This window comes from Sphingobacterium puteale (assembly GCF_050986225.1).
GTDB classification, from domain to species: Bacteria; Bacteroidota; Bacteroidia; order Sphingobacteriales; family Sphingobacteriaceae; genus Sphingobacterium; species Sphingobacterium puteale.
Genome location: NZ_CP158959.1, coordinates 3,868,633 through 3,892,435, shown reverse-complemented (window position 1 = coordinate 3,892,435; position 23,803 = coordinate 3,868,633). Strand labels below are relative to the sequence as shown.

The 23,803-nt window shown below is 40.1% G+C and carries 28 protein-coding genes and 1 pseudogene; 12 read left to right on the top strand and 17 right to left on the bottom strand.

Going from position 1 to position 23,803, the window contains the following annotated elements; translation table 11 throughout:
• Both ABTV71_RS16585 and ABTV71_RS16580 read left to right on the top strand, forming a co-directional pair.
• A complete protein-coding gene (locus tag ABTV71_RS16585) occupies nucleotides 1-732 on the top strand; it encodes an FKBP-type peptidyl-prolyl cis-trans isomerase (RefSeq protein ID WP_433900322.1) in 732 nt (243 codons plus the stop codon).
• The gene (locus ABTV71_RS16580) at nucleotides 719-1,624 is read left to right on the top strand and encodes an aldo/keto reductase (RefSeq protein ID WP_433900321.1); all 906 of its coding nucleotides are present in this window, start codon (nucleotides 719-721) and stop codon (nucleotides 1,622-1,624) included. The genes ABTV71_RS16585 and ABTV71_RS16580 overlap by 14 nt, the downstream gene beginning before the upstream one ends.
• A 7-nt stretch (nucleotides 1,625-1,631) precedes the next feature.
• Here ABTV71_RS16580 and kdsB read toward each other — a convergent pair whose 3' ends face one another.
• From kdsB to mazG, 4 genes are all read right to left on the bottom strand, one after another.
• On the bottom strand, nucleotides 1,632-2,375 hold the full coding sequence (gene kdsB / locus ABTV71_RS16575) for a 3-deoxy-manno-octulosonate cytidylyltransferase (protein WP_433900320.1): 744 nt from the start codon (nucleotides 2,373-2,375) through the stop codon (nucleotides 1,632-1,634).
• 81 nt (nucleotides 2,376-2,456) lie between these two features.
• Nucleotides 2,457-3,074, bottom strand: coding sequence for a deoxynucleoside kinase (locus ABTV71_RS16570; protein ID WP_121125259.1), 618 nt, complete (start codon nucleotides 3,072-3,074; stop codon nucleotides 2,457-2,459).
• Between the two features lie 15 nt (nucleotides 3,075-3,089).
• Nucleotides 3,090-4,088 carry a tryptophan--tRNA ligase gene (gene trpS / locus ABTV71_RS16565; RefSeq protein WP_108633667.1) on the bottom strand — a complete coding sequence of 333 codons (999 nt, stop codon included), beginning with the start codon at nucleotides 4,086-4,088 and terminating at the stop codon, nucleotides 3,090-3,092.
• 77 nt (nucleotides 4,089-4,165) lie between these two features.
• Nucleotides 4,166-4,978, bottom strand: a complete 813-nt coding sequence (gene mazG / locus ABTV71_RS16560) for a nucleoside triphosphate pyrophosphohydrolase (RefSeq protein ID WP_433900319.1) — start codon at nucleotides 4,976-4,978, stop codon at nucleotides 4,166-4,168.
• 136 nt (nucleotides 4,979-5,114) lie between these two features.
• On the opposite strand from mazG, the gene ABTV71_RS16555 reads away from it, so the two are divergent.
• The 3 genes from ABTV71_RS16555 (at nucleotide 5,115) to ABTV71_RS16545 (ending at nucleotide 7,175) form a co-directional block, all read left to right on the top strand.
• Nucleotides 5,115-5,414, top strand: a complete 300-nt coding sequence (locus ABTV71_RS16555) for a hypothetical protein (protein WP_121125261.1) — start codon at nucleotides 5,115-5,117, stop codon at nucleotides 5,412-5,414.
• A 205-nt stretch (nucleotides 5,415-5,619) separates the two neighbouring features.
• On the top strand, nucleotides 5,620-6,240 hold the full coding sequence (locus tag ABTV71_RS16550; RefSeq protein WP_433900318.1) for a hypothetical protein: 621 nt from the start codon (nucleotides 5,620-5,622) through the stop codon (nucleotides 6,238-6,240).
• Between the two features lie 185 nt (nucleotides 6,241-6,425).
• Complete coding sequence (locus ABTV71_RS16545) at nucleotides 6,426-7,175, top strand: SDR family NAD(P)-dependent oxidoreductase (protein WP_433900317.1); 750 nt, start codon at nucleotides 6,426-6,428, stop codon at nucleotides 7,173-7,175.
• A gap of 66 nt (nucleotides 7,176-7,241) precedes the next feature.
• On the opposite strand, the gene ABTV71_RS16540 is transcribed toward ABTV71_RS16545, so the two are convergent.
• The 4 genes from ABTV71_RS16540 to ABTV71_RS16525 form a co-directional block, all read right to left on the bottom strand.
• On the bottom strand, nucleotides 7,242-8,801 hold the full coding sequence (locus tag ABTV71_RS16540) for a sulfatase family protein (protein ID WP_433900316.1): 1,560 nt from the start codon (nucleotides 8,799-8,801) through the stop codon (nucleotides 7,242-7,244).
• Between the two features lie 232 nt (nucleotides 8,802-9,033).
• The gene (locus ABTV71_RS16535) at nucleotides 9,034-9,615 is read right to left on the bottom strand and encodes a YdeI/OmpD-associated family protein (protein WP_121125265.1); all 582 of its coding nucleotides are present in this window, start codon (nucleotides 9,613-9,615) and stop codon (nucleotides 9,034-9,036) included.
• 32 nt (nucleotides 9,616-9,647) lie between these two features.
• On the bottom strand, nucleotides 9,648-10,112 hold the full coding sequence (locus tag ABTV71_RS16530; RefSeq protein ID WP_433900315.1) for an SRPBCC family protein: 465 nt from the start codon (nucleotides 10,110-10,112) through the stop codon (nucleotides 9,648-9,650).
• A gap of 1 nt (nucleotide 10,113) precedes the next feature.
• On the bottom strand, nucleotides 10,114-10,434 hold the full coding sequence (locus ABTV71_RS16525; RefSeq protein WP_104381477.1) for an ArsR/SmtB family transcription factor: 321 nt from the start codon (nucleotides 10,432-10,434) through the stop codon (nucleotides 10,114-10,116).
• 271 nt (nucleotides 10,435-10,705) lie between these two features.
• On the opposite strand from ABTV71_RS16525, the gene ABTV71_RS16520 reads away from it, so the two are divergent.
• From ABTV71_RS16520 to ABTV71_RS16490, 7 genes and pseudogenes are all read left to right on the top strand, one after another.
• Complete coding sequence (locus tag ABTV71_RS16520; RefSeq protein WP_433900314.1) at nucleotides 10,706-11,365, top strand: hypothetical protein; 660 nt, start codon at nucleotides 10,706-10,708, stop codon at nucleotides 11,363-11,365.
• 487 nt (nucleotides 11,366-11,852) lie between these two features.
• Nucleotides 11,853-12,194 (top strand): hypothetical protein, encoded by a 342-nt coding sequence (locus ABTV71_RS16515; RefSeq protein ID WP_433900313.1) that lies wholly within the window; start codon nucleotides 11,853-11,855, stop codon nucleotides 12,192-12,194.
• Between the two features lie 75 nt (nucleotides 12,195-12,269).
• Nucleotides 12,270-12,776, top strand: a complete 507-nt coding sequence (locus ABTV71_RS16510; RefSeq protein ID WP_433900312.1) for a hypothetical protein — start codon at nucleotides 12,270-12,272, stop codon at nucleotides 12,774-12,776.
• A gap of 313 nt (nucleotides 12,777-13,089) precedes the next feature.
• On the top strand, nucleotides 13,090-13,383 hold the full coding sequence (locus ABTV71_RS16505) for a hypothetical protein (RefSeq protein WP_433900311.1): 294 nt from the start codon (nucleotides 13,090-13,092) through the stop codon (nucleotides 13,381-13,383).
• A 366-nt stretch (nucleotides 13,384-13,749) separates the two neighbouring features.
• A pseudogene (locus tag ABTV71_RS16500) lies at nucleotides 13,750-14,010 on the top strand (transposase); the annotation flags it as partial.
• The gene (locus ABTV71_RS16495; RefSeq protein WP_433900310.1) at nucleotides 14,007-14,645 is read left to right on the top strand and encodes an IS3 family transposase; all 639 of its coding nucleotides are present in this window, start codon (nucleotides 14,007-14,009) and stop codon (nucleotides 14,643-14,645) included. The pseudogene ABTV71_RS16500 and the gene ABTV71_RS16495, both read left to right, overlap by 4 nt.
• On the top strand, nucleotides 14,646-15,131 hold the full coding sequence (locus ABTV71_RS16490) for a hypothetical protein (RefSeq protein ID WP_433900309.1): 486 nt from the start codon (nucleotides 14,646-14,648) through the stop codon (nucleotides 15,129-15,131).
• Nucleotides 15,132-15,260: 129 nt separating this feature from the next.
• Here the strand turns inward: ABTV71_RS16490 and ABTV71_RS16485 are convergent, their stop codons facing one another.
• The 9 genes from ABTV71_RS16485 to ABTV71_RS16445 form a co-directional block, all read right to left on the bottom strand.
• Nucleotides 15,261-15,407 carry a hypothetical protein gene (locus ABTV71_RS16485; RefSeq protein WP_433900308.1) on the bottom strand — a complete coding sequence of 49 codons (147 nt, stop codon included), beginning with the start codon at nucleotides 15,405-15,407 and terminating at the stop codon, nucleotides 15,261-15,263.
• Nucleotides 15,408-15,435: 28 nt separating this feature from the next.
• Nucleotides 15,436-15,999, bottom strand: a complete 564-nt coding sequence (locus tag ABTV71_RS16480; protein ID WP_433900307.1) for a biliverdin-producing heme oxygenase — start codon at nucleotides 15,997-15,999, stop codon at nucleotides 15,436-15,438.
• A 101-nt stretch (nucleotides 16,000-16,100) separates the two neighbouring features.
• The gene (locus ABTV71_RS16475) at nucleotides 16,101-17,108 is read right to left on the bottom strand and encodes a hypothetical protein (protein WP_433900306.1); all 1,008 of its coding nucleotides are present in this window, start codon (nucleotides 17,106-17,108) and stop codon (nucleotides 16,101-16,103) included.
• Between the two features lie 87 nt (nucleotides 17,109-17,195).
• Nucleotides 17,196-17,999, bottom strand: a complete 804-nt coding sequence (locus ABTV71_RS16470; RefSeq protein WP_433900305.1) for a hypothetical protein — start codon at nucleotides 17,997-17,999, stop codon at nucleotides 17,196-17,198.
• Nucleotides 18,000-18,089: 90 nt separating this feature from the next.
• Nucleotides 18,090-18,800 carry a hypothetical protein gene (locus ABTV71_RS16465; protein ID WP_433900304.1) on the bottom strand — a complete coding sequence of 237 codons (711 nt, stop codon included), beginning with the start codon at nucleotides 18,798-18,800 and terminating at the stop codon, nucleotides 18,090-18,092.
• Nucleotides 18,801-18,924: 124 nt separating this feature from the next.
• A complete protein-coding gene (locus tag ABTV71_RS16460; protein ID WP_433900303.1) occupies nucleotides 18,925-19,719 on the bottom strand; it encodes an HmuY family protein in 795 nt (264 codons plus the stop codon).
• Nucleotides 19,720-19,978: 259 nt separating this feature from the next.
• Nucleotides 19,979-20,572 (bottom strand): hypothetical protein, encoded by a 594-nt coding sequence (locus ABTV71_RS16455; RefSeq protein ID WP_433900302.1) that lies wholly within the window; start codon nucleotides 20,570-20,572, stop codon nucleotides 19,979-19,981.
• 30 nt (nucleotides 20,573-20,602) lie between these two features.
• A complete protein-coding gene (locus ABTV71_RS16450; RefSeq protein ID WP_433900301.1) occupies nucleotides 20,603-21,358 on the bottom strand; it encodes an HmuY family protein in 756 nt (251 codons plus the stop codon).
• Nucleotides 21,359-21,398: 40 nt separating this feature from the next.
• Nucleotides 21,399-23,777: a TonB-dependent receptor gene (locus tag ABTV71_RS16445; RefSeq protein WP_433900300.1), complete on the bottom strand. Its 2,379-nt coding sequence runs from the start codon at nucleotides 23,775-23,777 to the stop codon at nucleotides 21,399-21,401.
• Nucleotides 23,778-23,803 lie beyond the last annotated feature (26 nt).

Sequence of the window (23,803 nt, the reverse complement as noted above, 5' to 3'; positions counted from 1 at the left end):
ATGAAGTATATCGCATTAGCCCTATTGTCTCTGACAACTGCCACTGGATTTGCCCAGCAGAAAAAAAAGACCAGTTCGGTCAGAAAAAAAACTACGGCAACAAAACCTGGATCAACCAATGTGTTAACTACCAGAGCTGACTCCGTATCGTATGCATTTGGTATGGATATCGGCAAATCGCTGAAATCTACTGAAGTAGCTTATTTAAAAGCTGATGTTATCGCAAAAGCTATTACTGCTACTTTAAAAAACGAGAAAACCTTATTGGAAGATGGACAAACAAGAGAGGTTATCCAGAAAGCCATTATGGACATACGCGCGGAGAAAGAGGCCATAAGTCGCGCCCAAGAAGATAAGTTCTTTGCTGAAAATGCAAAAATAGCCGGCATGAAAACAACAGCCGAAGGAATTCAGTATCTTGTATTAAATCAGGCAGAAGGAGAAAAACCTACCACCAATGACGAAGTTACCGTGCATTACAAGGGAACGTTATTGAACGGGAAACAGTTTGACAGTTCCTATGATCGCAACGAGCCCTTGAAACTTTCGTTGGGACAAGTGATTAAAGGCTGGCAAATTGGTATTCCATTGATGTCAAAAGGGGCTAAATATAAATTTTTTATACCAAGTCGACTAGCTTATGGTGAAAGAGCTACGGGTGAGATTCCAGCCAATAGTACCTTAGTGTTTGAGGTGGAATTACTTGATTTCAACACAAATGAAACAACGTAAATTAGGTAACAGTGGCCTGATGGTTTCGGAAATTGGTTTGGGCTGTATGTCGTTAAAAAGCAATCAGCCCAAGCAATCCAAAGATATTATCCAAAAGGCCTTCGATATGGGGATTACATTTTTTGATACAGCGGATCTCTATGACAAAGGTCAAAACGAGATGGCTGTGGGTGAAAGTGTACAGGCTTTTCGCAAACAGATTGTATTGGCCAGTAAAGTAGGTAATCTCTGGCGCGCGGATGGTTCGGGCTGGGACTGGAAAGCATCAAAAGATTATATTGTCAAAGCTATTGAAGGGTCACTTTCGCGATTGAAAACAGATTACATCGATCTCTATCAGCTGCATGGCGGTACCATTGATGATCCGACAGATGAAATTATTGAAGCGTTTGAATTACTGAAGAAGCAAGGGAAGATCCGTGCCTACGGATTGTCGTCTATTCGTCCTAATGTCATTAAAGAATTTCTGTCAAAATCTGCTATTTCGTCAGTCATGATGCAGTATAATCTCCTGGACAGAAGGCTCGAGGAGGAGATAGATACATTGTTGACCGCGAACGATGTGTGTATTCTGGCTCGGGGCACACTGGCAAAAGGACTTTTAGTAAATAAACCCGTGGAACCTTATCTTCAATATACGTCGGGAGAGGTATCGCATCTGCTCCGTAACCTGGACAAGGTGGTGAAACAATCGGGAAAAGACAGAACGACTGAAGCCTTATCCTACGTACTTTCCAATCCTGCCGTAGCGACGGCGGTAGTAGGGGTGAGTACCAAGCTACAACTCGATGAATTGACGGCGACAAAACAGCAGCTTGCCCAATTGAGCGCTCAGGACAAAAAGAAATTACTTGACGGTGTCCGGTCTTTGCTGTATACCGAACACCGATAGGTAGCAATTATTTGTTAAAAAATAACTTTAAAATCTTATCAAGATCTTCTTTCGTGTCCACAGCAACAGTTTCATGTGTGGTCACCGCGGTTTGTATTGCATATCCGTTTTCTATCCAGCGTAATTGTTCAAGTGCTTCAGCTTCCTCAAGACCCGAGACGGGTAGCCGGGTCAATGCTCTTAAAGTATCTGCTTGGTAGGCATAAATTCCGATATGTTTGTAGAACTTCTGCTTCTCAAGCCATTGCTCCTGATTAACTCCTCTTAAAAAGGGGATCGTTTGTCTGCTGAAATAGATGGCTTCACCGCAGACGTTTCGGACAACTTTTGGAATATTCAGATTGAACAATTCTTCCGATGTTTCGATCTCTTTTACTAAAGTCGCTATTTTAGTCTGTGGATTTTCAAAGCAAGCTGCAAGTAAATCAATTTGTTCGGGGTTAATAAAAGGCTCGTCCCCCTGAATGTTGATGACAACATCATACTCCCGATTATGGCTGATGACTTCGGCACAGCGGTCTGTACCCGATTGATGCGTTTCGGAGGTCATAACTACATTACCGCCAAAAGAGCGTACTTCGGATGCGATGCGTTGATCGTCTGTGGCAACAATTACCTTGGTTATCTTTTTTGATTTTTTTACCTGTTCGTAGACCCGTTGGATCATGGTCTGACCTTCAATATCAACCAACGGTTTGCCGGGAAATCTACTGGAAGCAAACCGCGCTGGAATAATGCCTAAAAATTTCATGATACTTTGCGAATTTTTACGTATTAAAAAGCCTGTAAATGGATGATTTTACAGGCTTTTGTCTATTTTTGTTCTCTGTGATTATTCAAACAACCCGAATAATTCAGCTTCTATTTTTTGTATAATGCCACCTAGATCTTCAGGGTTAGAAGTAAAGTCAAGGTTATCCTTGTCGAGGATCATCACTTTACCTTCTTTATAATTGTTGATCCATTTGTCATATTTATCATTCAGCTTAGATAAATAATCCAATCGGATGGCTGATTCATAATCACGCCCTCTTTTTTGAATATTGTTTACCAAAGTAGGGACAGACGCTTTCAGGTAGATCAGCAGATCCGGGGGTTTAATGTAATGAATTATACTTTGGAAGATGTTGCTATAGTTTTCAAAGTCACGTGCACTCATTAAGCCCATATCATATAAGTTCTCAGCAAAGATATAAGCATCTTCATAGATCGTGCGATCCTGAATCATATCTATTTTCGTTTCCTGAAGCTTTACAATGTGTCTAAAGCGACTATTTAAGAAGAAAATCTGAAGGTTGAAGGCCCAACGTTTCATATCTGAATAAAAATCTTCCAGGTAGGGATTATTGTCTACCGCCTCAAATTGAGGCTCAAATTTGAAATGACTCGCCAATAATTCCGTTAGTGTCGTTTTTCCAGCACCTATATTTCCTACGATAGCTATATGCATATTCTCTTTCCTTATTTAATAAAATCTTTTGATACCAATGATCTCACGCACTTCTTTCAGTGTTTTGCGAGCAGACTCTCCCGCCTTTTCAGCGCCTAATTTTGCAACTTTTGCGATATAGGCATCATCGTTTGATATATCCTCGATACGTAGGCGTACGTCATTTGTTGCCAATACCATATCTTCTGCCAATTGCTTCTTGAAATCGCCATAACGGATCTCACATTTATTATAGAGCTCATCAAAGTGCTGTAATGTGTCAGGCGTAGAAACTACTTTCATTAAATCAAATAGATTTTGGATTGCCTCAGGTTTGGCCTGGTTCATTTCAGTCGGACCTGAATCAGAAACGGCACGCATTACCTTTTTGCGAATGGCATCGGCGCTATCTGAAAGGTAGATGCAGTCGGCTTCACCATTGGATTTGCCCATTTTTCCCTGTCCGGCTAATCCCGGTATTTTAACCAATTTATCTGAATAGGAAAAAGCAAAAGCTTCTTTAAAATAATCAACATTATATAAACGATTAAAGCGATTGCCAAATGTACGCGTCATCTCTAAGTGTTGTTCCTGATCTTTGCCTACAGGAACTTTCGTTCCGTGGTGAATCAGAATGTCGCAAGCCATCAATACCGGGTACGTTAGTAAGCCGGCATTGACATTGTCCGGATTGCTGCGTACTTTGTCTTTAAATGCGGTTGCTCGTTCAAGCTCGCCTAAATACGCATTCATATTCATGTAAAGGTAAAGTTCGGCAACTTCCGGGACATCAGACTGGACGTAGATAGTTGATTTTTCAGGGTCGATTCCAGCAGCTAAATATTCAACGATAACTTGACGTACAGTTCCCTGAAGGCCATGTGGTGTAGGGTGTGTCGTCAACGAATGTAGATCCGCAATAAAAAAAAAGCAATTATATTCATTTTGCATTTTCACAAAATTGCTCAATGCGCCATAGTAATTTCCTAAATGTAATTTTCCGGTACTTCTGATACCACTAACAACTGTTTCCATATTGCTGCGAATTTACGGATAAATTTGACAAAGTAGAATTAAATTCCATGAGTCGTCCACCTTTTAATGGATAGTTGTTATTTTTTTAATTTTTTTGCCTCATTCCAATAAACGTCCATTTCTTCGAGACTCATATCCTGAAGTTTTTGATCGTTTTCAGCAGCCCTCTGCTCCAAATAGGTAAACCTTGCGATGAACTTCTTATTGGTGCGTTCCAATGCATTTTCAGGATTAATACCGATATGTCTGGCATAATTAATTAACGAAAATAAGAGATCTCCAAATTCGCCTTCAGCTTTTTCCCGGTCAATGGCCTCTGTTGTTTCGATGTTGAATTCTGTTTTAAATTCAGCAAGTTCTTCTTCAACTTTTTCCCATACTTGTCTTTTATCTTCCCAGTCAAACCCCACACCTCTTACTTTATCCTGAATGCGATAGGCTTTGACAAGGGCTGGTAGTCCTTTTGGGACACCTGAAAGAACAGACTTATTGCCCTCTTTAAGCTTGATCGCCTCCCAGTTGGATTTGACTTGATCTTCCGTGTTAGCACTTGTGTCGGCATAGATATGAGGATGGCGCGTAATGAGTTTATCACAGATTGCATTCAGGACATCAACGATATTAAATTGTCCTTCTTCTTCTGCTATGCGGGCATAAAATAGGAGGTGCATTAAGACATCGCCGAGTTCTTTTTTTATTTCGGGATAATCCTGTTCCAGGATGGCATCCGTCAGCTCGTAAAGTTCTTCCATCGTTAGATGGCGTAGCGATTCCATTGTCTGTTTCTTATCCCAGGGACATTCTAGTCTCAAGGTGTACAGTACATCAAGTAAACGCTGGAAAGCAAGTTGGGGTGTATGTTGATAAGCCGGAGCTGCTAGATTTGCCATATCATATTTCGTTTTCGTTCCACAAAAATAGAAATATGATCTTGAATAAACTATTTGAAATTGAGGAAAACAAAAACGGTTAAATAATCGTTTTATAATAAAAAAGTGATAACGGTTAAACAAAGAAGATTCAGTTATGGAAAGAATGCATGGGTATTCCTCAGCTAGTGTAGCATTGGCAAAGTTAAGTGATATGGGTTATACAATAGATTACAACATTGAATTTGATGAGCTATTGGCAGATGCAGACCAGTTTAAAATTGATTATTTGTTTCGTTATGAAGGGGCCTCGGATCCGGATGATGAGTCTACCGTATATGGCATAAGTAGAAATTCCGGGGAAAAAGGCGTTTTTGTGGCCGGTAATTTATCTTTGATTGAGGGCAAGAAACGGGATATTCTGTTACAGCTTGAACTTAAAGAAAGGGAGCATTAAGTAATATTTGTTATCCGGATCAGATACGCTGATTTGGCAAAATTTTTGTTATGAACTTTTCCGGCAAGAGGATACTGAAAATCAATATCCTCTTTTTTGACGCTCAATTTATTTGTGAATTAATAACCAATTTCTAAATTATATGATTTTATACATCGGTATTTTTGTTGTGATTGTGGCGGCCTGTGTTTTTATCTCTATCATCATGATGAAAAAACAAAAAGAGACCGCCCGAAAGTATGAAGGAGAGGCAGGGATTGCTTTGGCCTACGGGGTTAAGGAAGAGTTGTTGCGCCAGGAGTTTCAAGAACTAAGCAAGCAGATGAATGGGGCACCGATTGAGGCGTTTACGCAGTGTGCCTACATTGCGACGGTCGGGGATAAAGTAGCTTCTGCCGCGGCAACGGCCGCTAAGACAGTGGCCTGGGCGGCTGTAGGGGTAAAGGCGAGATACACCGAGCGTGACAATGCGTCTTTTCTTGTCCTTAGCAATAATGAATTACATTATGTCTTTTTTGATGACGGCGAAGCAAGGGATCATCTGGTCTTTGACCATGAAACGTTATTGAATGCCCGGCCCGCCCAGATCAGTAATTCGGAGAAAGTTACCCGGATGGGATCTATTATGGGGTTGAAACCTAAAAAGATGCATCTTGACGTCAATGGAAATGGGCTTGACATCATCTATTATGGTGCTGTGCAGCGAATGCCAGATGGCATTATATCTCCGGGTCCGGGTATGTTTGAAACGCAGTCAAAACTTCAGTTGATGGGTCGTTTTTTTCTTAACCGACTTTATCAAAAATACCCGCAGCTCCAAGATTAAAAACACTTATCCCTTAGGTAGTATAGCTCCATTGTCCGTAGCAGTGGAGCTATTTTTTTGCCTGGACTGGATGCTGCGGGAATGTCATTTGAGTTTCTTTTTTTGTTTTTTTTGGGGCGCAATTTCGACAGATTGCGTTAGGATTTTGGTAAATTGGTTATGTCATAAACATAAATTTATATACTATGGATATTTTAGCAGATAAAGTTGCTTTGGTGACAGGGGCCGGCTCCGGCATAGGGTTAGCGGTTGCTTTGGCATACGCGAAAGAAGGAGCGAAAGTTGTGGTATCGGATATCAATGAGCAGGCTGGTCTGGATGCGGTGCAGCAGATTAAGGCATTAGGAGCTGAGGCGGCTTTTTATAAAGCAGACAGTTCATTGGCGGAAGATAATGAAGCTTTGGTGCATTTTGTAGTAAGCACCTATGGGAAATTGGACATTGCCTGTAATAATGCGGGTATCGGAGGCGAGGCAGCAATTACGGGAGACTATAGTTTGGACGGTTGGAAAAGGGTAATTGATATTAATTTCAATGGAGTATTCTATGGCTGTAAATACCAGCTTGAGGCCATGGAGGCAAATGGTGCTGGCGTTATTGTCAATATGGCTTCGATTCATGGTACAGTTGCTGCTCCTATGTCAAGTGCTTATACGGCTGCAAAACATGCTGTGGTAGGTCTGACTAAAAATATAGGAGCAGAATATGGTCAGAAAAATATTCGCTGCAACGCAGTAGGCCCAGGATATATTGATACACCATTGCTCAAAAATTTGGATGAGGAGCACGTTCACGCATTGATCAGCAAACACCCTATTGGTCGTTTAGGGAAGGCTGAAGAGGTGGCGGAACTGGTGCTGTTTCTGAGCTCCGAAAAGTCATCTTTTATGACCGGTTGTTATTATTTGGTTGATGGCGGTTATACTGCTGTTTAATTACCCGATAGATACGCTAGGAAGCGGAATTGTCCATGGAGACAGTTCCGCTTCTTGATAAAGAACCTATTTTTCGATCAGATTTTCTTTGCGTAATTGTTGTTGAAATACCGGCCGATTTTCATCATCGTCCCCCGCTTCGGCTTTCAGTTCAACGAGTTTCTTTTTTAAGCGACTAATTTCTTTAGCATATTGCTTGTCACGGATTGCATTATGTGTTTCCATCGGGTCTTTTTGCAGGTCATAAAACTCCCATGCTGCTGCGGTGGTCTTTTTGTCGCTGCCGGTCATTTCCAGCGGCTGGCCATAAAAATAAATCAGTTTGTAACGTTCATCACGCACCCCCAGGTGTGCGGGGCGTATCGGGTCATGTTGCCAATAACGGTAATACATGGAAGAGCGCCAATTACCAGGCGTATTCCCTTTCAGATTTTTACGAAAGCTTTCTCCTTGTATGTAAGATGGCTTTTTTATGCCGGCATAATCTGCGAATAATGCAGCGAAGTCAATATTTAAAACCATATCATTCAGCTCACTGCCGGCCTTAATTTCTTTTGGATAACTGATGATGAAAGGCATGCGCAGCGACTCTTCGTACATGAGGCGTTTGTCCATAAAATTATGTTCGCCCAAAAAATACCCTTGGTCAGAGGAAAGGATGACAACCGTATTTTCGTCTAGTTTGGCCGCTTTGAGATAGCGCATTATTTTTCCGAGATTGTCATCTATGCCCGCCACACAACGCAGGTAATCCTTCATCAGTTTTTGATAGATTTTTTTTCGTGCGTCGATTGCACTCATCCCCTTGGTAGAGAAGGGAAGATCAGGATAGGAGGTCCAGAAAGGTCCTGTTGAGGCTAGTTCATAACGATGGCCAAGTTCTTCAAGTGGCTGGCCTTCAAAGGACCTCCCTGTGGTTGTTGCGCCAGAATCCAAAAAAGTTGCCGGATAAGGAAATTCAATATCCTGGTATAAATCCTTGAACCTGTCAGCAAAGTCGAAGGGCTCATGTGTTGCTTTGTAATGGCAAAGCAAAAAGAAACGCTTTTCCGGATTGCGTTTGGATAACCAGTCAAGACTCAGGTCTGTCGTGATGTCATCGACATAGCCCTGATAGGGAGTGCCAGCCTCTTCATTGTCGTTCCAGTTATCTTTGGATAGAAATGTAGGGTTGTGATAGACACCATGTCCTGGTAATACGTTGTACTCATCAAATCCTGACGGTCTGTTTTTGAGATGCCATTTTCCAAAAACAGCCGTTTGATAACCTGCACGTTGCAAGTCTTTGGCGATATTTTCTTTGTTAGGGTCCAATGCATCATCAAGGGTATATACCTTGTTTTTGTTGCTGTACTGTCCGGTAAGAATAGCTGCCCGGCTCGGCGTGCAAATGGAGTTTGTGCAGAAAGCATTGTTCAGTATGGCACCTTGCCTGGCAAGGCTTTCGATATTTGGATTTTTCACGATATCTTTTAAAATTCCCCCATAGACACCCCATGCTTGCGCCGTAAAGTCGTCGGTCAGTATAAAGACAATATTTGGACGTGTTTTGCTATTGATTTGTTGCTGGGCCTGTGTCAGGAATGGCAGTAGGCCACAGATGAACAGGAAAAATTTTTTATTCATGTTACGCTCCTTGTGTAAAATTAAGTGTTTTAATGCAGTTGTACGGGATGTGCCGATAGCACGCCTAGTGGTTTAGACGCCGTTACACAACGAAGATCAAAGTTATCAAATTTTACTCATACTATATGCTGCAATCACCATAAGTTCACTTCCCATGTTGAGCCCATCTTTTTGGACAGAATCTATGCCGTCACCTGCAATAATTACATTGGTTGCCCAGGGTATGGCATTTTTAATCGTCTATACCTTTTCCATCCAAAATATGTTGATAATACTTTTCTATTCTTGATTCACGTGTTTTTGCTTGTTTAGCCTGATTGAAATAAAATAAATATCCTTTTTGACGGCCCGGGGTTAAAGATGAAAAAGCAGCTTTAAGTTCTTTATCCTCATTTAAGGCTCTTGCGAATTCGTCTGGAATCGGATAATCTTCGGTCTTTCGCATATTAACTTTTACTCCGGATTTTTCAACGCTTATGGCCTCCTGGATATAATCAGCTATTGTCTCGCTCAGGTTTATAATTTGTTCGATACTGGTAAATCTCAGCTGCCTGCCGGATTGAACGTTTTCAGTTTGTTGAATTAACAGCCGTTTGGGATCTTTTAGCAGCACGCCTTTGTGAAATAATAAGGCGCAGTAATCTTTGAATCCATGGATCAGGACAACATTCTTTCCTTCAAAGGTATAGCAAGGGTGCATCCATTTGTAGTCTTCCACGAGTGCCTTGTTTTCGATGACAATTTTCCGTAATAAATTAAACTCTTCGTTCCATCTCGAGGCATTTTCGAAGAAATGTGCTGCTTTTAAGTTCATTTTGTTGCTTTCGTTTAGTGAGAATTTTAGGTTTATGCGAGTTTGGACACCATATCCTGAAGTCTGTTATGCGCCATATTGATACCCTGAGCGAAAGGCATCCGGAGGAGCTGGTCACGAAACTCAATGGATTGAAATACAATATGCATGTTCAGTTTGCTGCTCGTGTCGGTTATCTTTTCGAAGTTTAGGTATTCTAATTGGACGGGGAATGGAGTACCTTCCATTTCAAAAGTTCTTGTGATTTTCTCGTTGGATACAAATTCATGTATTGTTCCGTTCGCCTTGAAAGCGACCATATTGTTGTGGAAGGTTTCAAAAGCAAAAGAGCCATGTCGTTTGTTCTCCCATTTTAACACCTTGGTACCCATCCATTGCTCGAAGATTTCAGCTTCTTCATAAGCCTTGAATAGCAAATGAAGGGGTAAGTCAAATTCTCTGGTAATCAAAATTTCCTGTTTACCATCTTCGGCATGGATCTTAGTTTTCTTTTCCATTTTATTTGTCTTTATAATTTTTCATAATTTCCTCCAATTTATTAAAACGGTCATCCCACATGCTACGGAACGGCTCGATAAAATCTGCTATTTCTTTCATTTTAGGCGCGTTGAGCTGGTAGTAAATTTCACGGCCATTTTGTTCAGATTTAAGCAGCTCACATTCACTGAGAATCTGTAGGTGCTTGGAGACAGTCGGTCTGGCGGTGTTAAAGTTTGCGGCAATAGCCCCTGCCGTCATGGATTGTGAGGCTAACAAAAGAAGTATAGCCCTTCTAGTGGGGTCCGCTATAGCCTGGAAAACATCTCGTCTTAAATTCATTATGAAGTTATTTGACTACAAATATATGTGTCGCTATTTAACTACGCAAGTATTTCCTGAAATTTTTTTATATGATTCTTATGCGACTTATTTGTCAATTATAAAATCAATAACAATGAAATGTCCAGAGGTTCACTTGAAAATAGGTAGTTGAAATACGAATAGAACTTAAACTACAACGAATTTAAAATGGTAATGGGCGAATTGGAATTCAAGCGGAAATTTGAAGAGATTAATTCTAATTTAGAGCGGTAAATTATACAATAATATTATGAATGCAAATTTGTCTTATATCAAAAAGTTAACTGTCCTGGCAACAAAAACCTTATTTAAGTGCTATTTGTTAGCTATTCTGTCAACTGTATTGTATCTTATAGTCGGATACCTACTGCTCAGGAGCAATGCAGATGGCGCGTTCTTTTCAATGACCGGATCCTTACAGACCGTCGGAAAGTTCCTGTGGTTGACCGGATTGATCCTTTTACCGATACTCATTTTCTTATTTAGCAATAAATATGTTTTCTCGACAGTGGCCGGCAAGGTTGTAGAGGAAAGGCAGGATGATCTTATCATACCAGCATTGGACAAAATTCTATTGGTTTTCCAATCCAATCAGCCCGATCTTATTCAAAACGCTGGCGATTATACTTTTGCGAAACTCAAGTTGATCAACGAAGTGAAAAACACAAAGATTGAAAATCCATGGATCAAGCGTATTGTGGTATTTGGCTTGAACAAGATAAGCTTTGACAGCCTAGATCTCGACAATAATAATAACTTTTATGATATTGTGAAGTCCAAATTTATTGCTGTATTGGAAATGCTGACTGATGCTGACAATAGACCTTTCTGGGTCTGTATCGCTATTCAATGGCTGATTATTCTATTTATTTGGTTTGCTGGTTCGGATGCATCTTTGGTCAGTGGATAAAAATTGACTGTGAATGATGTATAAAATGTTTTTGGTAAAATAGGACACGACAAAATCGTTTGCCGAATCGGCCGGGAGTTCAATAAGCGGAAGCGCTGGGTGCTCTGTTTTTCGATAAACATTTCAGAAATAAATAAATTAAATCAACACGGTTGAAGAAGTTAAGATCATTGAAAATGTTCATTCATTTGCTGCTCAGGGGGTACCTTTAAATCGTCTAAATCATATATTCGGAAAATCAGAACACGCTTTAGAAAGTTTTGTTACAAAACTTGGTTCACAAGAAAAAGCTTATAATGCTGTTCAAAACGCAGATAATCAAGCATTAAAGGTAGGTAAATTAACGCCTAATGCAAAGGGTATTCTCCCTTCAGGAGATATGGGCAATATAATCGATGTAGGTGGTATGAATGTTCGTCTTATTGGGGGGGGCGAGTAGAGAATGGACAAGTTATTCTTTCATCATTTAGTAGAAAAGGCTTATAGTATGGGAAAATTAAATAAACTTGAGAAGTCAATTTTTGAAAGACTTGCAACTATATATCCGACTATTAAGCTTCATATACCTTTTCTTGAAGTGCAAAGTCGAGAAGTTACAGGGGTGGGAATGTATATAAATTTATCTTATCGTAAATCAATTGAAAAAATGTTGGATTTAGAAATTGATAATGCATCTCTTAGTACTAATGAAACAATAGAAATTGAAGGGCTAAAATATGGGTTCGGTTATGAAGTAGATGTGACGGATGGTAAAATAAAATTTATAGAACTTGTTACTTATGGCGAAGAGTGGAACGTAAATGTTTCTGACGATTTTTTCTTTACATAGATAGCTTCTGATGAAATAGTTTATCAAAATATTACTGTTTGTTTTTGTCGCACTTATTGCTAATATTAAAGTAGCATGAAGAATTTCGTTTTATTTTTTATAAGCTTTGTTTTTATAGGGTGTAGCTCAATTAAAAACTTCAATACATTTTCCAAACAAATTTATAAAGCTCAGAAAGTGGAAAAAGATTGTGGAGTTTATCCAAAACTATCATTCGAAAGCAGAAAAAAGGTGATTGATCGAATTGATTTTATAAATTATAGTAATGATACAGTTTATTGCCTTGAATCTTATTATATGGAAACTGGCGAATATTATAGTGCTATATGGACAAAGAAAGGAACTGTTGAATTCAAAGTTTATCAAAATAACCTAGAATACGGCCAAAAATTTTTTATCAAAAGACTTTATAAGATGATTGAAGAGTGGGATCTCCCAACAATACAAAAAGCTGAAAAAGAATCAGGAGGTATGCTAGGTGGTGCAATGATGACGGGAGCCATAATAACCCTTGATAACGGTAATTTTAAAATGGATTGTATACAGTTTAAGGAGTTCTTTAACATAGGCTTAGATAAATAATGATTATGTGTTTTTACCTGGAATCATTTAGATCTCAGCAAGGCATGTGGAAAACTCATCTTTGAGTTTCATGGACAATATGTAATTGTTAGGACGGATACGACAATATAATAATCAAGACCTTACGGGGTGCTGGTCAGAAAAAATAGAAGAAGTTGAGAAAACCTTTAAAGTAAATTAATATGGCAAAATATAAATCGCAAGGTATAATTTTAGTGTTTTTAATTAGTGCTTTGTTTTGTTCTTCAATACCTAATCAAGTTTCCAAAAAAATCAGATTAGTTGGTAAATGGGGTGGAAAAACGGATAAATCATGGATTATAATAGTAACATAGAATTTAACCTAGTGATCGAGGGGCCTACAACTGCGGAGCCCAACTACTATGAAATGAATGCAAAGGATCTTATTCTCAATAGAAGTGGAAGAGCCAAGGTGGATCGTGGTTTAGGAAGTATTATTCCAAATTGGAGTATTGGTGATACATTGACCAAAAGTAAAGGAAATTCTATTGTGATTTTGAAGAAGAAAAAACCTATTCAGGGCACAAGAATATTTGTTTCGGAATGGACTTGTAATGGTAGCTTTATCAATGGCGAACCCCTTTGAAATCTTGGTATCTAGGTTTGAATACGGACTTCGTAGCGGTGATTCTAATGAGTAGTAGCTTCGTAGTATCCTGTTTGGAAGATATTTATTTCTAATTATTGAAAGATGCAAAGGTAAAAATTGAGGTTTGGAAGCAGGAATGCGGTATTTTCATACCTCGTAGTTATTTAGGTGATTGAATACCTGAAATGTTTACGGAAATACAGGTAAAAATAGCGAAGTTTTCTATTTTAGAGAGCACTCTTGAACTTTGGGTGAGGTCAGGCTCTTTTAGTATCACAGTTGAAGAAATATCATACTACCCAAATACTGGACAACTGCATAAATGTTTAAATTAGCAGTTGAGAATTAAAAAAAGAACGCAGGAAATTCAGTGCAAGTTTTAAGGCTAAGGTAGCCATAGAAGCCATCAAAGAGCAGCAGACTATCCCAGAGTTGTCGGTTAAATACGAGTTACACCCAACCCAGATCAACACTTGGAAACGGGAGTTTCTGGATAATGCAGAATCTGTTTTTATCACGGATAAGTCTCCTTCAAAAGACGATTCCAAGGAAAAGGAACTATGTTCCAAGATTGGGGAGTTACAAATACAGGTGGATTTCTTAAAAAAAGTATTGGGCAAATGAGCTTAGAAGAGAAACGCAGGCTTGTTTGCCCATCCTATAAGAAAATGAGCGTTTACAGACAGTGCAAGGTTATGGATTTACCCCGTAGCAGTTATTATTTTAAGTCCAAGGGGGAATCCTTATTCAACCTGCAGGTTATGAATGCGATAGGCCGTAAATTTCTGGACTGTCCATTTTACGGAGTAGAGCGGATGACAGAGTATTTAAGACAAGATCTAGGTTATTTAGTCTGGTATAAGCGCGTTCGTAGGCTGTACAAGCTCATGAACCTGAAAACGATACATCCTAAAAAGAACTTGAGCAAAGCAAATAAGGCGGACTACAAATTTCCGTACCTACTAAGGAACCTTAAGATCGAGAGACCTGCTCAGGTATGGCAGGCAGATATCACGTACATCCCCATGTATAAAGGCTTTATGTATATGTTTGCTATCATAGATGTATCCACTTATTATTATGATCATAATGGTTTGTTAAAATCTGAATGGAGAGCGGTTTATAGAGAAAATATAATTAGAGGACAGGCTGGTATTGCCTTAAGAACACACTATGGCTATGACATCTCCACAGGTGTGCCTTTACCAATCGGACCTCGATTACTGACACCAGCAAATTTACCAATTAATTATCGATAAATGAAAAATCAGCTATTAATTATAATTATACTATTTTTGACAAGTAGCTACGCTTATTCGCAAAAGACAATATTTGTGAAAGGAAAAAACTATGAAGGTTTTATCTTTCCAAAAGAACATCCTATTTGGGGATTCCCTCCCGAAAGTGGACGTTACACGCCTAGTATAGAAGATATTAGTATGGCCGAAAAAATCTTAAAGGACAGCATAGGCACAGATTACGTCAGAGATCACCAAAGACAATATAAAAAGCCCCCCATAAACAAAAGAACTCTAGGGAAATATTTCCGTCAGTATGTTGGCTATCTGACAGAGGAGGGCAAAGTTATTATCCGTATCTATTTATATAGGGACTTAAAGATGAGGTGCGAGAAGTTCTCACAAGATATTATCGATGTGCAAGATGGAGGAAGCAGCCATTGGAATATTAACATAAACTTGTCTAGCAATGAACTGTCTAACATGAGCGTGAATGGAATAAGCTAAAAATGATAATAGAATGGCGCGAGAGCTAAAGGAATCCGCAATCGCTAAACGGTCGTTTGCTTCAAATTAAAAGAAGTAGTCACTAGTATTCGTTCATCACGAATAATGGTGACTTCTTCTTCTAAAAAATTAAGTAAAATCGCTACAGGACTTAGCTGCGAAGAAAAATACCGCAAGCCATACAAGTCCCTTAGCCAGGAAGAAGATAAATGCCCCCATGCCGGCACGCTTCAACCATTTTGATTTATTGTCTCTATTATTGTCTTTTTGCTCCATTTGAAGGGTTAAACAATATTCAGCCTATTTAGTTTGCACTGGCAATAGTCGTGAATACCTCACCAAAGTTATAAAAAGTTTGGTTTGCAATTTCTACCGAACGATCATAAGTTGCGGGATCCTCGGCATATTTATTCAATACTGCCGTAAATCCAGCCCACATCTCCCGGCTATTTTCACCATACCCTTCAAAGAAGGAAGTCCCCTTGTTGACGCCATATTTGTTCAGCATCTGTACGATGTAGGGACCCCCCATGATCGATCCTTCCAGTACATATAATGACGCAAGAGCTTCCTGTACATTTGTTACCGCTGGAGCTGTTGCTTCCGGAAGATTTTCCACGTTACCGCCCAAGGCTTCGATGTCACTTTTAATATAGGATGAGTTGCGGCGTTCCGCAAGATCCGGTAATACATCTGCAGTAACAAAAGGAGCGATGCTATCTTCCACTGCACGAAAATAAGCATAAAAACCTTTTAAAACTTCTGCATAATCTGCTTCAGAACGAATATTTTTCAATTGGCGCACGATCGTTCCTTCTACGTTTTGGTGGGCAGCGTGCGTCTGCTCTTTGATATGTTGACTTAACATGTTCTTTCTTTTATTTATAACGATTCTATACAAAGATTCGTATTTATTTCCAATTTTTTATGCTGTTTTTTGGTTTATCATCTATGAAAAACGATAGGATTTTACTCCACGATTTTGATTGGATAGGCATGATATGGTGTTGCCTGCTCATAAAATTGATCGAGCCGTACACGTATGCTAATGCCATTGCCTAAATCTGAAGTAAGGCCTACCGGCGCATCCTCGGGTATCTGCACTCTAATGGATTTTAAATCGTCAGAAATACCAAGGAAAGTCAAACGCAAGCTGTTGGGATAACCTTCTTCGGTGTATTTTAAATCCACAACGCGAATGTCAGATGCTTTGGTCAAATGCCTTGCGGGCAGATTGATAATTTCACCTCTTTTGACCTGCCATTCTTTGGTATGGTTAAAATATACGTACGGAAGGGATTGGTCGGCAGGAACGGTTATAAACTTTTTACTACTTTTAACCGGGATGCCGAATTTGTTGATCACTTGTGCGTAGTAATCACCGGCAGGAATACCTGAACCATCTTGCTGATCCACATAGAAAATAATAAGCCCATTCTCTACTTTATCCAATAGGAGTTTATAGCTTTTATTCTGATCGTTAACGAGGTACAGACTATCACTTCCATCCAGCGCAAGATTATTTATTGGGATACTGAAATTGCATTGACCCACGATAGCAGTAATCTGCGTTTCTTCGTCTCGAAAGGAAGGTAATAGCGCCCCATTTGACAATTTTATCGTATAGGTCTTTATGGTGCCATCCTGGGCTTTTACCTGATATTGCAATCCATCTTTGAGTGCGATTGCCGTTCCTGAGGCAGGGCTAATGCTTGCATTTTTTGAAATATTAATAATCGGAGCAACAGTCTCCGGAATAGGCCATTCGGTTGATCCGGGCCAGGAGACATAAATGTTTTCACCATCCACAGCTGCTACAATGGTATCTTTGCCCGCGTTGTAAGGGATTTTAAAAGAAGTGATTTCTGTGTAAGGCGTTAGCGCAGTTTCGTACTCTTTTTTACAAGCGGAGAATAGTGTGATTCCTACTGCTAACAATAGGGTAGGAATGCGATATAATGTGGTTGTTTTTTTCATATTTGGGGTAAATTTCTATCGCCGGGGATTGTTTCCGTCAATAACTGAAAGCGAATGCAGTCATGATCTCGCTGTTGAAAACAATGATTAGTTGTTGTAAATAATTCGAATGGGATTCTTTAAAGTTACCTCGCGGCTGTAGTACCGCAATTTGACATAATAATCACCCGCTGCTGGCACTTTATTGTACTGTAACGAACTGCCGCTTCCTGTCATCCGTCCCTCAATTGAATTTAATGGTAGTTCGATGTAAGAATTGCTAATGCTTGGCGGAGTGCCCGAAGTTATTTGTTTAAAAAAATATTCTTTCCCATCCTTATCGACCAGACTTGCATGCGCTATAGTTAAATCTATTTCATAATTTCCAATAAAAGGATAATTGGGTTGGACGGTATTGATATGGATAAAATTAAAGACATAACCGTGTGTCTGATCGTACACAACAGGTGCGTTTGGATCTGAACTAACCTCTTGCATATGAAGTGCTGGTTGGTCGCTTTTGACAGTTAGCGTATAGGTGGCTGTACTGCCATCCGTAGCGGTAACAGGGTATTGAATGGTACGCCCTTTGGTAAAATAATCGACCATATTAGTGATCAGTGTATCTGAACCCTGTTTTAGGGTTGCGCCTGTGGCAACTTTTATTTCGGGTTCTAAACTGGTCATATAAAGTCCCTCTGGTAGGGTGACGGTAATGGTCTTGGTCTCGTTGTCTATGGCGCCGATGATTTCTTTGCTGGTGTTGACAATCTTAAAGCTGCTGATCCGGGCCATGCTCTCCGGCTCGTAGGGCTGGATTTCTGTTTTGGTACAGGAACTTAAATATAAGCTGCTCAATAAAAGGCCTATAGAGATCTTAAATTTTTGGGTGGTTAATAACTGATTTTTCATTTTAGTTGGGAAAATAACCGGTACCAGCAGGGCTGGCACCGGATTTAAAATTTACAATTCTTATTAAAAAAATAAGGGTGTCAAGGCTTATTATAATTTCTTATAATCAAAGCTCATAAACGGAAAGTTTGTTGCTGCGAAACCCGAATTTGGAGTTTCATCTTTGTACACACTATTTAAACGCAATTTCCATTTATCCCCAGTTGTTTTGTCTTCCAGAATATATGTCCTTGGGCCGTAGCTGCTCATGATATGATTGCTAATGTTATAGATGTACCAGCCCGTACTATTTGGATTACCCGTTCCATTTGTACTATTAGAGGCTGCTATGCCGTCTGAAATTAAATTTGCACCAACTGGCAATGTTGTCACGGATTCAAAAGCGGTGTTTAGGTAGTACAACTTGTATTTCGTCGTATTTACCACCAAACTTGCATTCGCTGTACCACTAAATTGAAAATCGTAGCTAGTGGATGTACCCCCATCGTTTGTAATCAAGTTGTAGTAATAGGTGCTTGCCGGGTTTTTCCATTGCGTTGTATCCACTAAATCAGGTACAGTGCCTTGGTGGAAATTGCGTGCACCATAAGTGCCAGTAGCAATGGTTTTTAAATATCCTTTTGTGCCTGTTGCGGTAAAGTTTACTGTACCACCAATTGTTGGTGAAGGTGTGACAGCGCGTTTGCTAATTGATTGCTCTTCTACATTAGGTGCAAGTGAATTGTCTTTGCTACATGATGTTGTCATGCCAATCGCGGCAAGACCTAAAGCAATTGATAAAGTTGTGAATCTGATTTTCATTTCTTTTTCGTAATTTTGCCACTTCTACAGTGGGCTAGTTAATAAATATATGTTAATTAGTCAATTTGTTACCGGATGTACCTCGACCGTATATCCGGTTTTTTTTGAATAAGAATTGTACTATCTAAGGTTTTATCTCAAATTTTTTGCTGCCTTTGGGCACAAGGACATAATCAAAGGAGATAAATACGTGGGGAGAACTTTTGAACCATTCTTCAGGCTTATACAGGCCTTTGTACATGGAAACCGGTTTAATCTTTGCATAGTTGCCTTTTGCAGTCCGGACAATTAACGTCCTAGGTTTGACGACTTTTCCATTGAGTAGTCTCAGCTCATTTCCTAGCGCATAAGCAACATGTTCAGTTTCTTTGTTTGGTGTATGTTGCTTAACTAAGGTTCCAAAAAAATCGTATAAACACCAACCAACCCCATTTCCTTCGTCACCATTTTGGTCCATACCGATCGCATCACCAATAAGTTTAAACTCTGAATCAGCTGGGATTTCGGTCACTTCATCAAATGCTTTCTCGACAATCAGGATACCACCGGTTGCGTTGTTGCCATATCCGAAATTTGTGTTATTGGACCCATTGTTTCCAGACACATGGCTATTGAAGATATTGCTAAAGGCAACGTCCCAATTCCGTGTCTGGCGATGTGTCTCCGGTATAGGTTTATTTGTCTCTAAGCTATAATAGACGGTAGGGGCAGCGTTCTGTCCATCGTTTTTATCCGTAGCGGCAAAATCGCGTACGGTAACCAATTTATTGTAAAGGCTTGTATTGCTTTCTTCTTCTTTGGGTGGTTCAACAACAGGTTCTGTTACTGGATCCGATTTGCTACAAGCGGTATTGATTGCCAGACCGATGCAGAGCAATGCAATATACTTTGTTCTGGTGAGCTGTCTTAATATATTCATGTGTATTTGTTTTTATTTAAAATCATTCTAAATAATAATAAAGGTAAAGAGTTTAGCCTATTACTTGTGTATGAAAAATGATATTTTATCTATTAATTTTGGTTTTAGCTGTTTCCCATATTTCCAGAATATGAAATTCTAGATTATTCATTTCTCTGAATACTAAAAAATTGGGTAATGTTTGCTAAACCCAGCTAAGAATACGAATTCAATATTATAATGGTTGGGATTTTTAGCTGGGTTTATAATTCTATTAGGATTATTTTACAAACTTTTTGAAGTTGATTTTATATGATGCATCCTGTTTTACTGCGGTGATTCCACCTGCTTGAATAACATAAAGCTCGTCTGTTGTAGTACTTAATTTTTCACCTTTGTACATTACAATGTAGCGGTTAGGAGTAGGGTATACAGCATGATTGTTATTATAATCGTAGATTATCCATGTTGGGTCAGTAGAAGGCTTTCCACCTGGTGCGCTAGATGCATCAATACCTAATTTATCTGTTAATTTAATATCCGCGCTTAATACTGAGGAAAGTGTCAATTTTTCGATCGAAGTATTTTCTTTGTCAAAATATCCCATTTTATAATTTGTAGGCGAGATGTTTTGTAGGGTTGATCCATATAAACTTGAGAGGTTGATCATACCTTTGCCTTCTTCCTGAACAGTATTTGTTTTAAAATCATAGAAAACTTTTGCGCCTGCGGGAATTTCAATCGTGGCAGTAGCCGTGACAGCTGTGGCATCACTCAGTTCGTTTTCTTCAACCTTACCATCATCCTTGCTACAAGAAGTAAAACCCAAACTCAATGCACATACAAGTGCTGCTGTTGTAAATAATTTGTTCATCTTTAAATTTAATTGTGTAATTTTTCCTTATTATAATATGTTTGTGTTCAAGTTTTTACCGCCGTCTTCCTGTACGTAATATTTAAAGGTGTAGTAGGGGGCAGGCCAGTTCATATTGGTCACTGCTGACGGATTTCCCTTATAGGCATTGATCAATTGTAATTTGGCATATTTACCATCAGGCAGGCGAATGGCATAGGTTCGGTTGGGTAAAGCCTGCATAATATGCGTGCTCAGGCTATACTGAAACCAGCCGAGCGATTCGGAATTGGATGCCCAGCCAATTTTACCGGTTCCGCTCTTGTTAAATTCCTCGTCTGATGGAGCGACAGTAAGGCTTTGGTAAGACTGTTTTAAGAGCATAACAGCTGTATTGTTGGCTTCGCCCTGATAACCCGGATTAAACTCATCCATAGCATTGTTAACGAACACCTCGGAATTATATGGACCTGTAAATGCGATATCCCAGTCCTTTGTCTTCAACCATTGAATGGAATCGGCCTTTGTCTTGATCCAGATCTGCTTTTTATCTTTAAAGCGAAATAGAAAGGTGTAGAATGGCCGTTTTTCCTTGCCCTCGGCTCCGTCCCCCATGGCAGCGTCGGTATCGCCCGCCAGATCTTTAATCACGATGCTTTTGCCATCTTCCAATCCAATCGTATAGTCTTTGTCCTTTCCACAGGATAGGAGCATAAGCGCCAGAAAGCCTGAAAAAATACAGCGTCCAAGCTTATGAAAAGAAAGCCATATGCTACATTCTGCTATAATGATGTTAATTGTTCTCATTGTTTTTCCACTTTATGATACTTGTCATTAACTTTAATCTCTAATCCTTCATCCATCGGTAACTCACGCCGCCCATAATGACCCGTCCGGGCTGTCCTAAGAGATAACGGCTGGTAAAATTAAATAGGTTATCACCAATCAGACGGAGGGTTAATCTCCGGTTCATTAGACTTTTTTCGACTGTCATATTCACCAGTGTATGATAGGGAATAAAGATGTCATATTGGTCAATAAACTGATTGCCGTTATTCTCCTGAAATGGCGTCTTGCCGCGGAAATTGACGCGTGCATTGATATTGACTCCCCAGGGTTTATATTCGTATTGCGCTTTGAAATTAGCCATATGGCGCGAACGGTCCTCAATGCCCCAATAGTCTGATTTTTTGCTCTGTCGATAGAGATCGCTTGCAGCATCATTGATCTGATTATAAGGATAGTTCCCCGCTGCGATGCTATCCAGTACACTGAGGTCCTTTGCAATCAGGTATTGATAGCCCATGGATAGTTGTAAGTCTTTAGTCGCTTGGTAACTCAATGAGACTTCAAAACCCTTATTCATCGCTTTCGGTAGATTACGGTAGCTATAGATCTGTGCGATACTGGTACCATTGCCTACACTGACGGTGTTGATCTGATTGTTGATGCGATGATAGAAAAGGGAGAGATCTGCCTGAAGCTTGTTGGAAGGATTCCAGGTCAGTCCGATATTGTTGGAGAGACTGGTTTCGGCCTTCAGATTACCCGCCACCAAATTCAGCATATAGCTGTTTTTATAACTCAATTCGCCCGCCTGGTCCATGGCGGCAATCACATCGGCCACCCGTTCGCTTCCCACGACCAGATAATTGGCTGCTGGATTGAAAAATACCTGATAGCGCATCTTGTAGTCCGGTGCTTTGAATCCTGCGCCAACACCACCTTTAATCAATAAACTAGGGCTGATATGATACTGCAAACCTAAACTTGGACTCAAATGCCCATTGTACACATTGGTCTGGTCATAACGAAGCCCCAGTGTCGTTAATAAGCGGTCTATCGGCTTCCATTCGGTCTGGAGGTACGCAAATGCACTGTTCAACGAACGCTTGGCATCCAGGTCCTGATTATCCATCTGCTCTAGGCTACCGCCAATTCCACCTGTGAACTTAATCCGTTGTATCGGACTATAGGCAAACTGCTGCTCGATACGGTGTACATTCTGTCCGAACTCTTCAGCGCTTGCCAAAACCCCTTGCCGCAACCATTGGGCTGCAATCTGTGAATGAAATCTGGAAAAATAATAACGTGTCATGCTGCGTAGACCTGATTCGAAATTATGGTCGTAGCTGGCTGACAGATTGATGTCCTGATCTTTTTGCTTGTCCTGCAAGGTGCGGTCTTCAGACCAGGCGTTGATCATTTCGGATTCGCGGGCAGCAAACCGGCCCGTCATCCCCACTGTACCATTTTTGCTTGTACGATAGCGTACACGGCCCTGAAAACTGTAATTGGTATAGGGCGGGAACGTCGTACTCTTTGAATCCAGATATTGCTTGTCTGTATTGAACCCATCGGTGCGGTAGTAATTTCCGGAAACAACGGCGCTGCCCCGTTGATTGGAAAATGGTGTTTCGGCCTCCAGAGTTGCATCGACTGTATTCAGGCTGCCATAGAGAAAGGATGCATGTGCCTGTGGGGTAATGGCACCATGGCGGGTAATAATATTGATGGCGCCACCAAGTGCATCACTGCCGTATAAACAGGAAGATGCTCCCTTGATAATCTCGATACGTTCAATATTGGTTACTGAAATACGGGAAAGATCAAAATTACCGCTATTACGACCAAGCATAGGTTGCCCATCCACCAATACCATGACATAGTTGCTGCTAAACCCTTGAATTTGAACGCCAACAGCTCGAGAACCTCCAGCAATATCATTCACGATCGCAATACCGGTCTGTTCTTTCAGAACTTCGTCTAGCCTCCGGCTCCCCATAAGCTCAATCTCTCTTTTTGTGATAACCTTGACCGGCATAGCGGCGTTTTCGGCTTTGATCAGATTATCAACGGCCTCCATTTTGCGGTTGACCTCGACTTCATCGATCTGACGGTTATCTGTTTGTAAAGTGATTGTGAGTTGCTGGTTTTTATCGGTTAAGTCTACAAATTGGCGCAGCTCCTTATAGCCTAATGCCTGTGCGACAAGTTCATAACGGCCCGCATAGAGTTTGTTAAATTGAAATCTCCCTGCTGTATCGGTCTTGAAAGCATATTTATCCGGATACAAATAGACGGTCGCACTGGCTATTGCCTTGTTTGACTCGTTTTTTAGAGTTCCTGAAATCTTCCATTTTTCCTGTGCTTGCACAGTGTAGATCTGGCATGCGCATAGGGCAATCAGGGTGCTTGTTCGAATAGAAGAGAGGCTTTTAAACACTATTTTTATTTTTAATCATTCTAAAT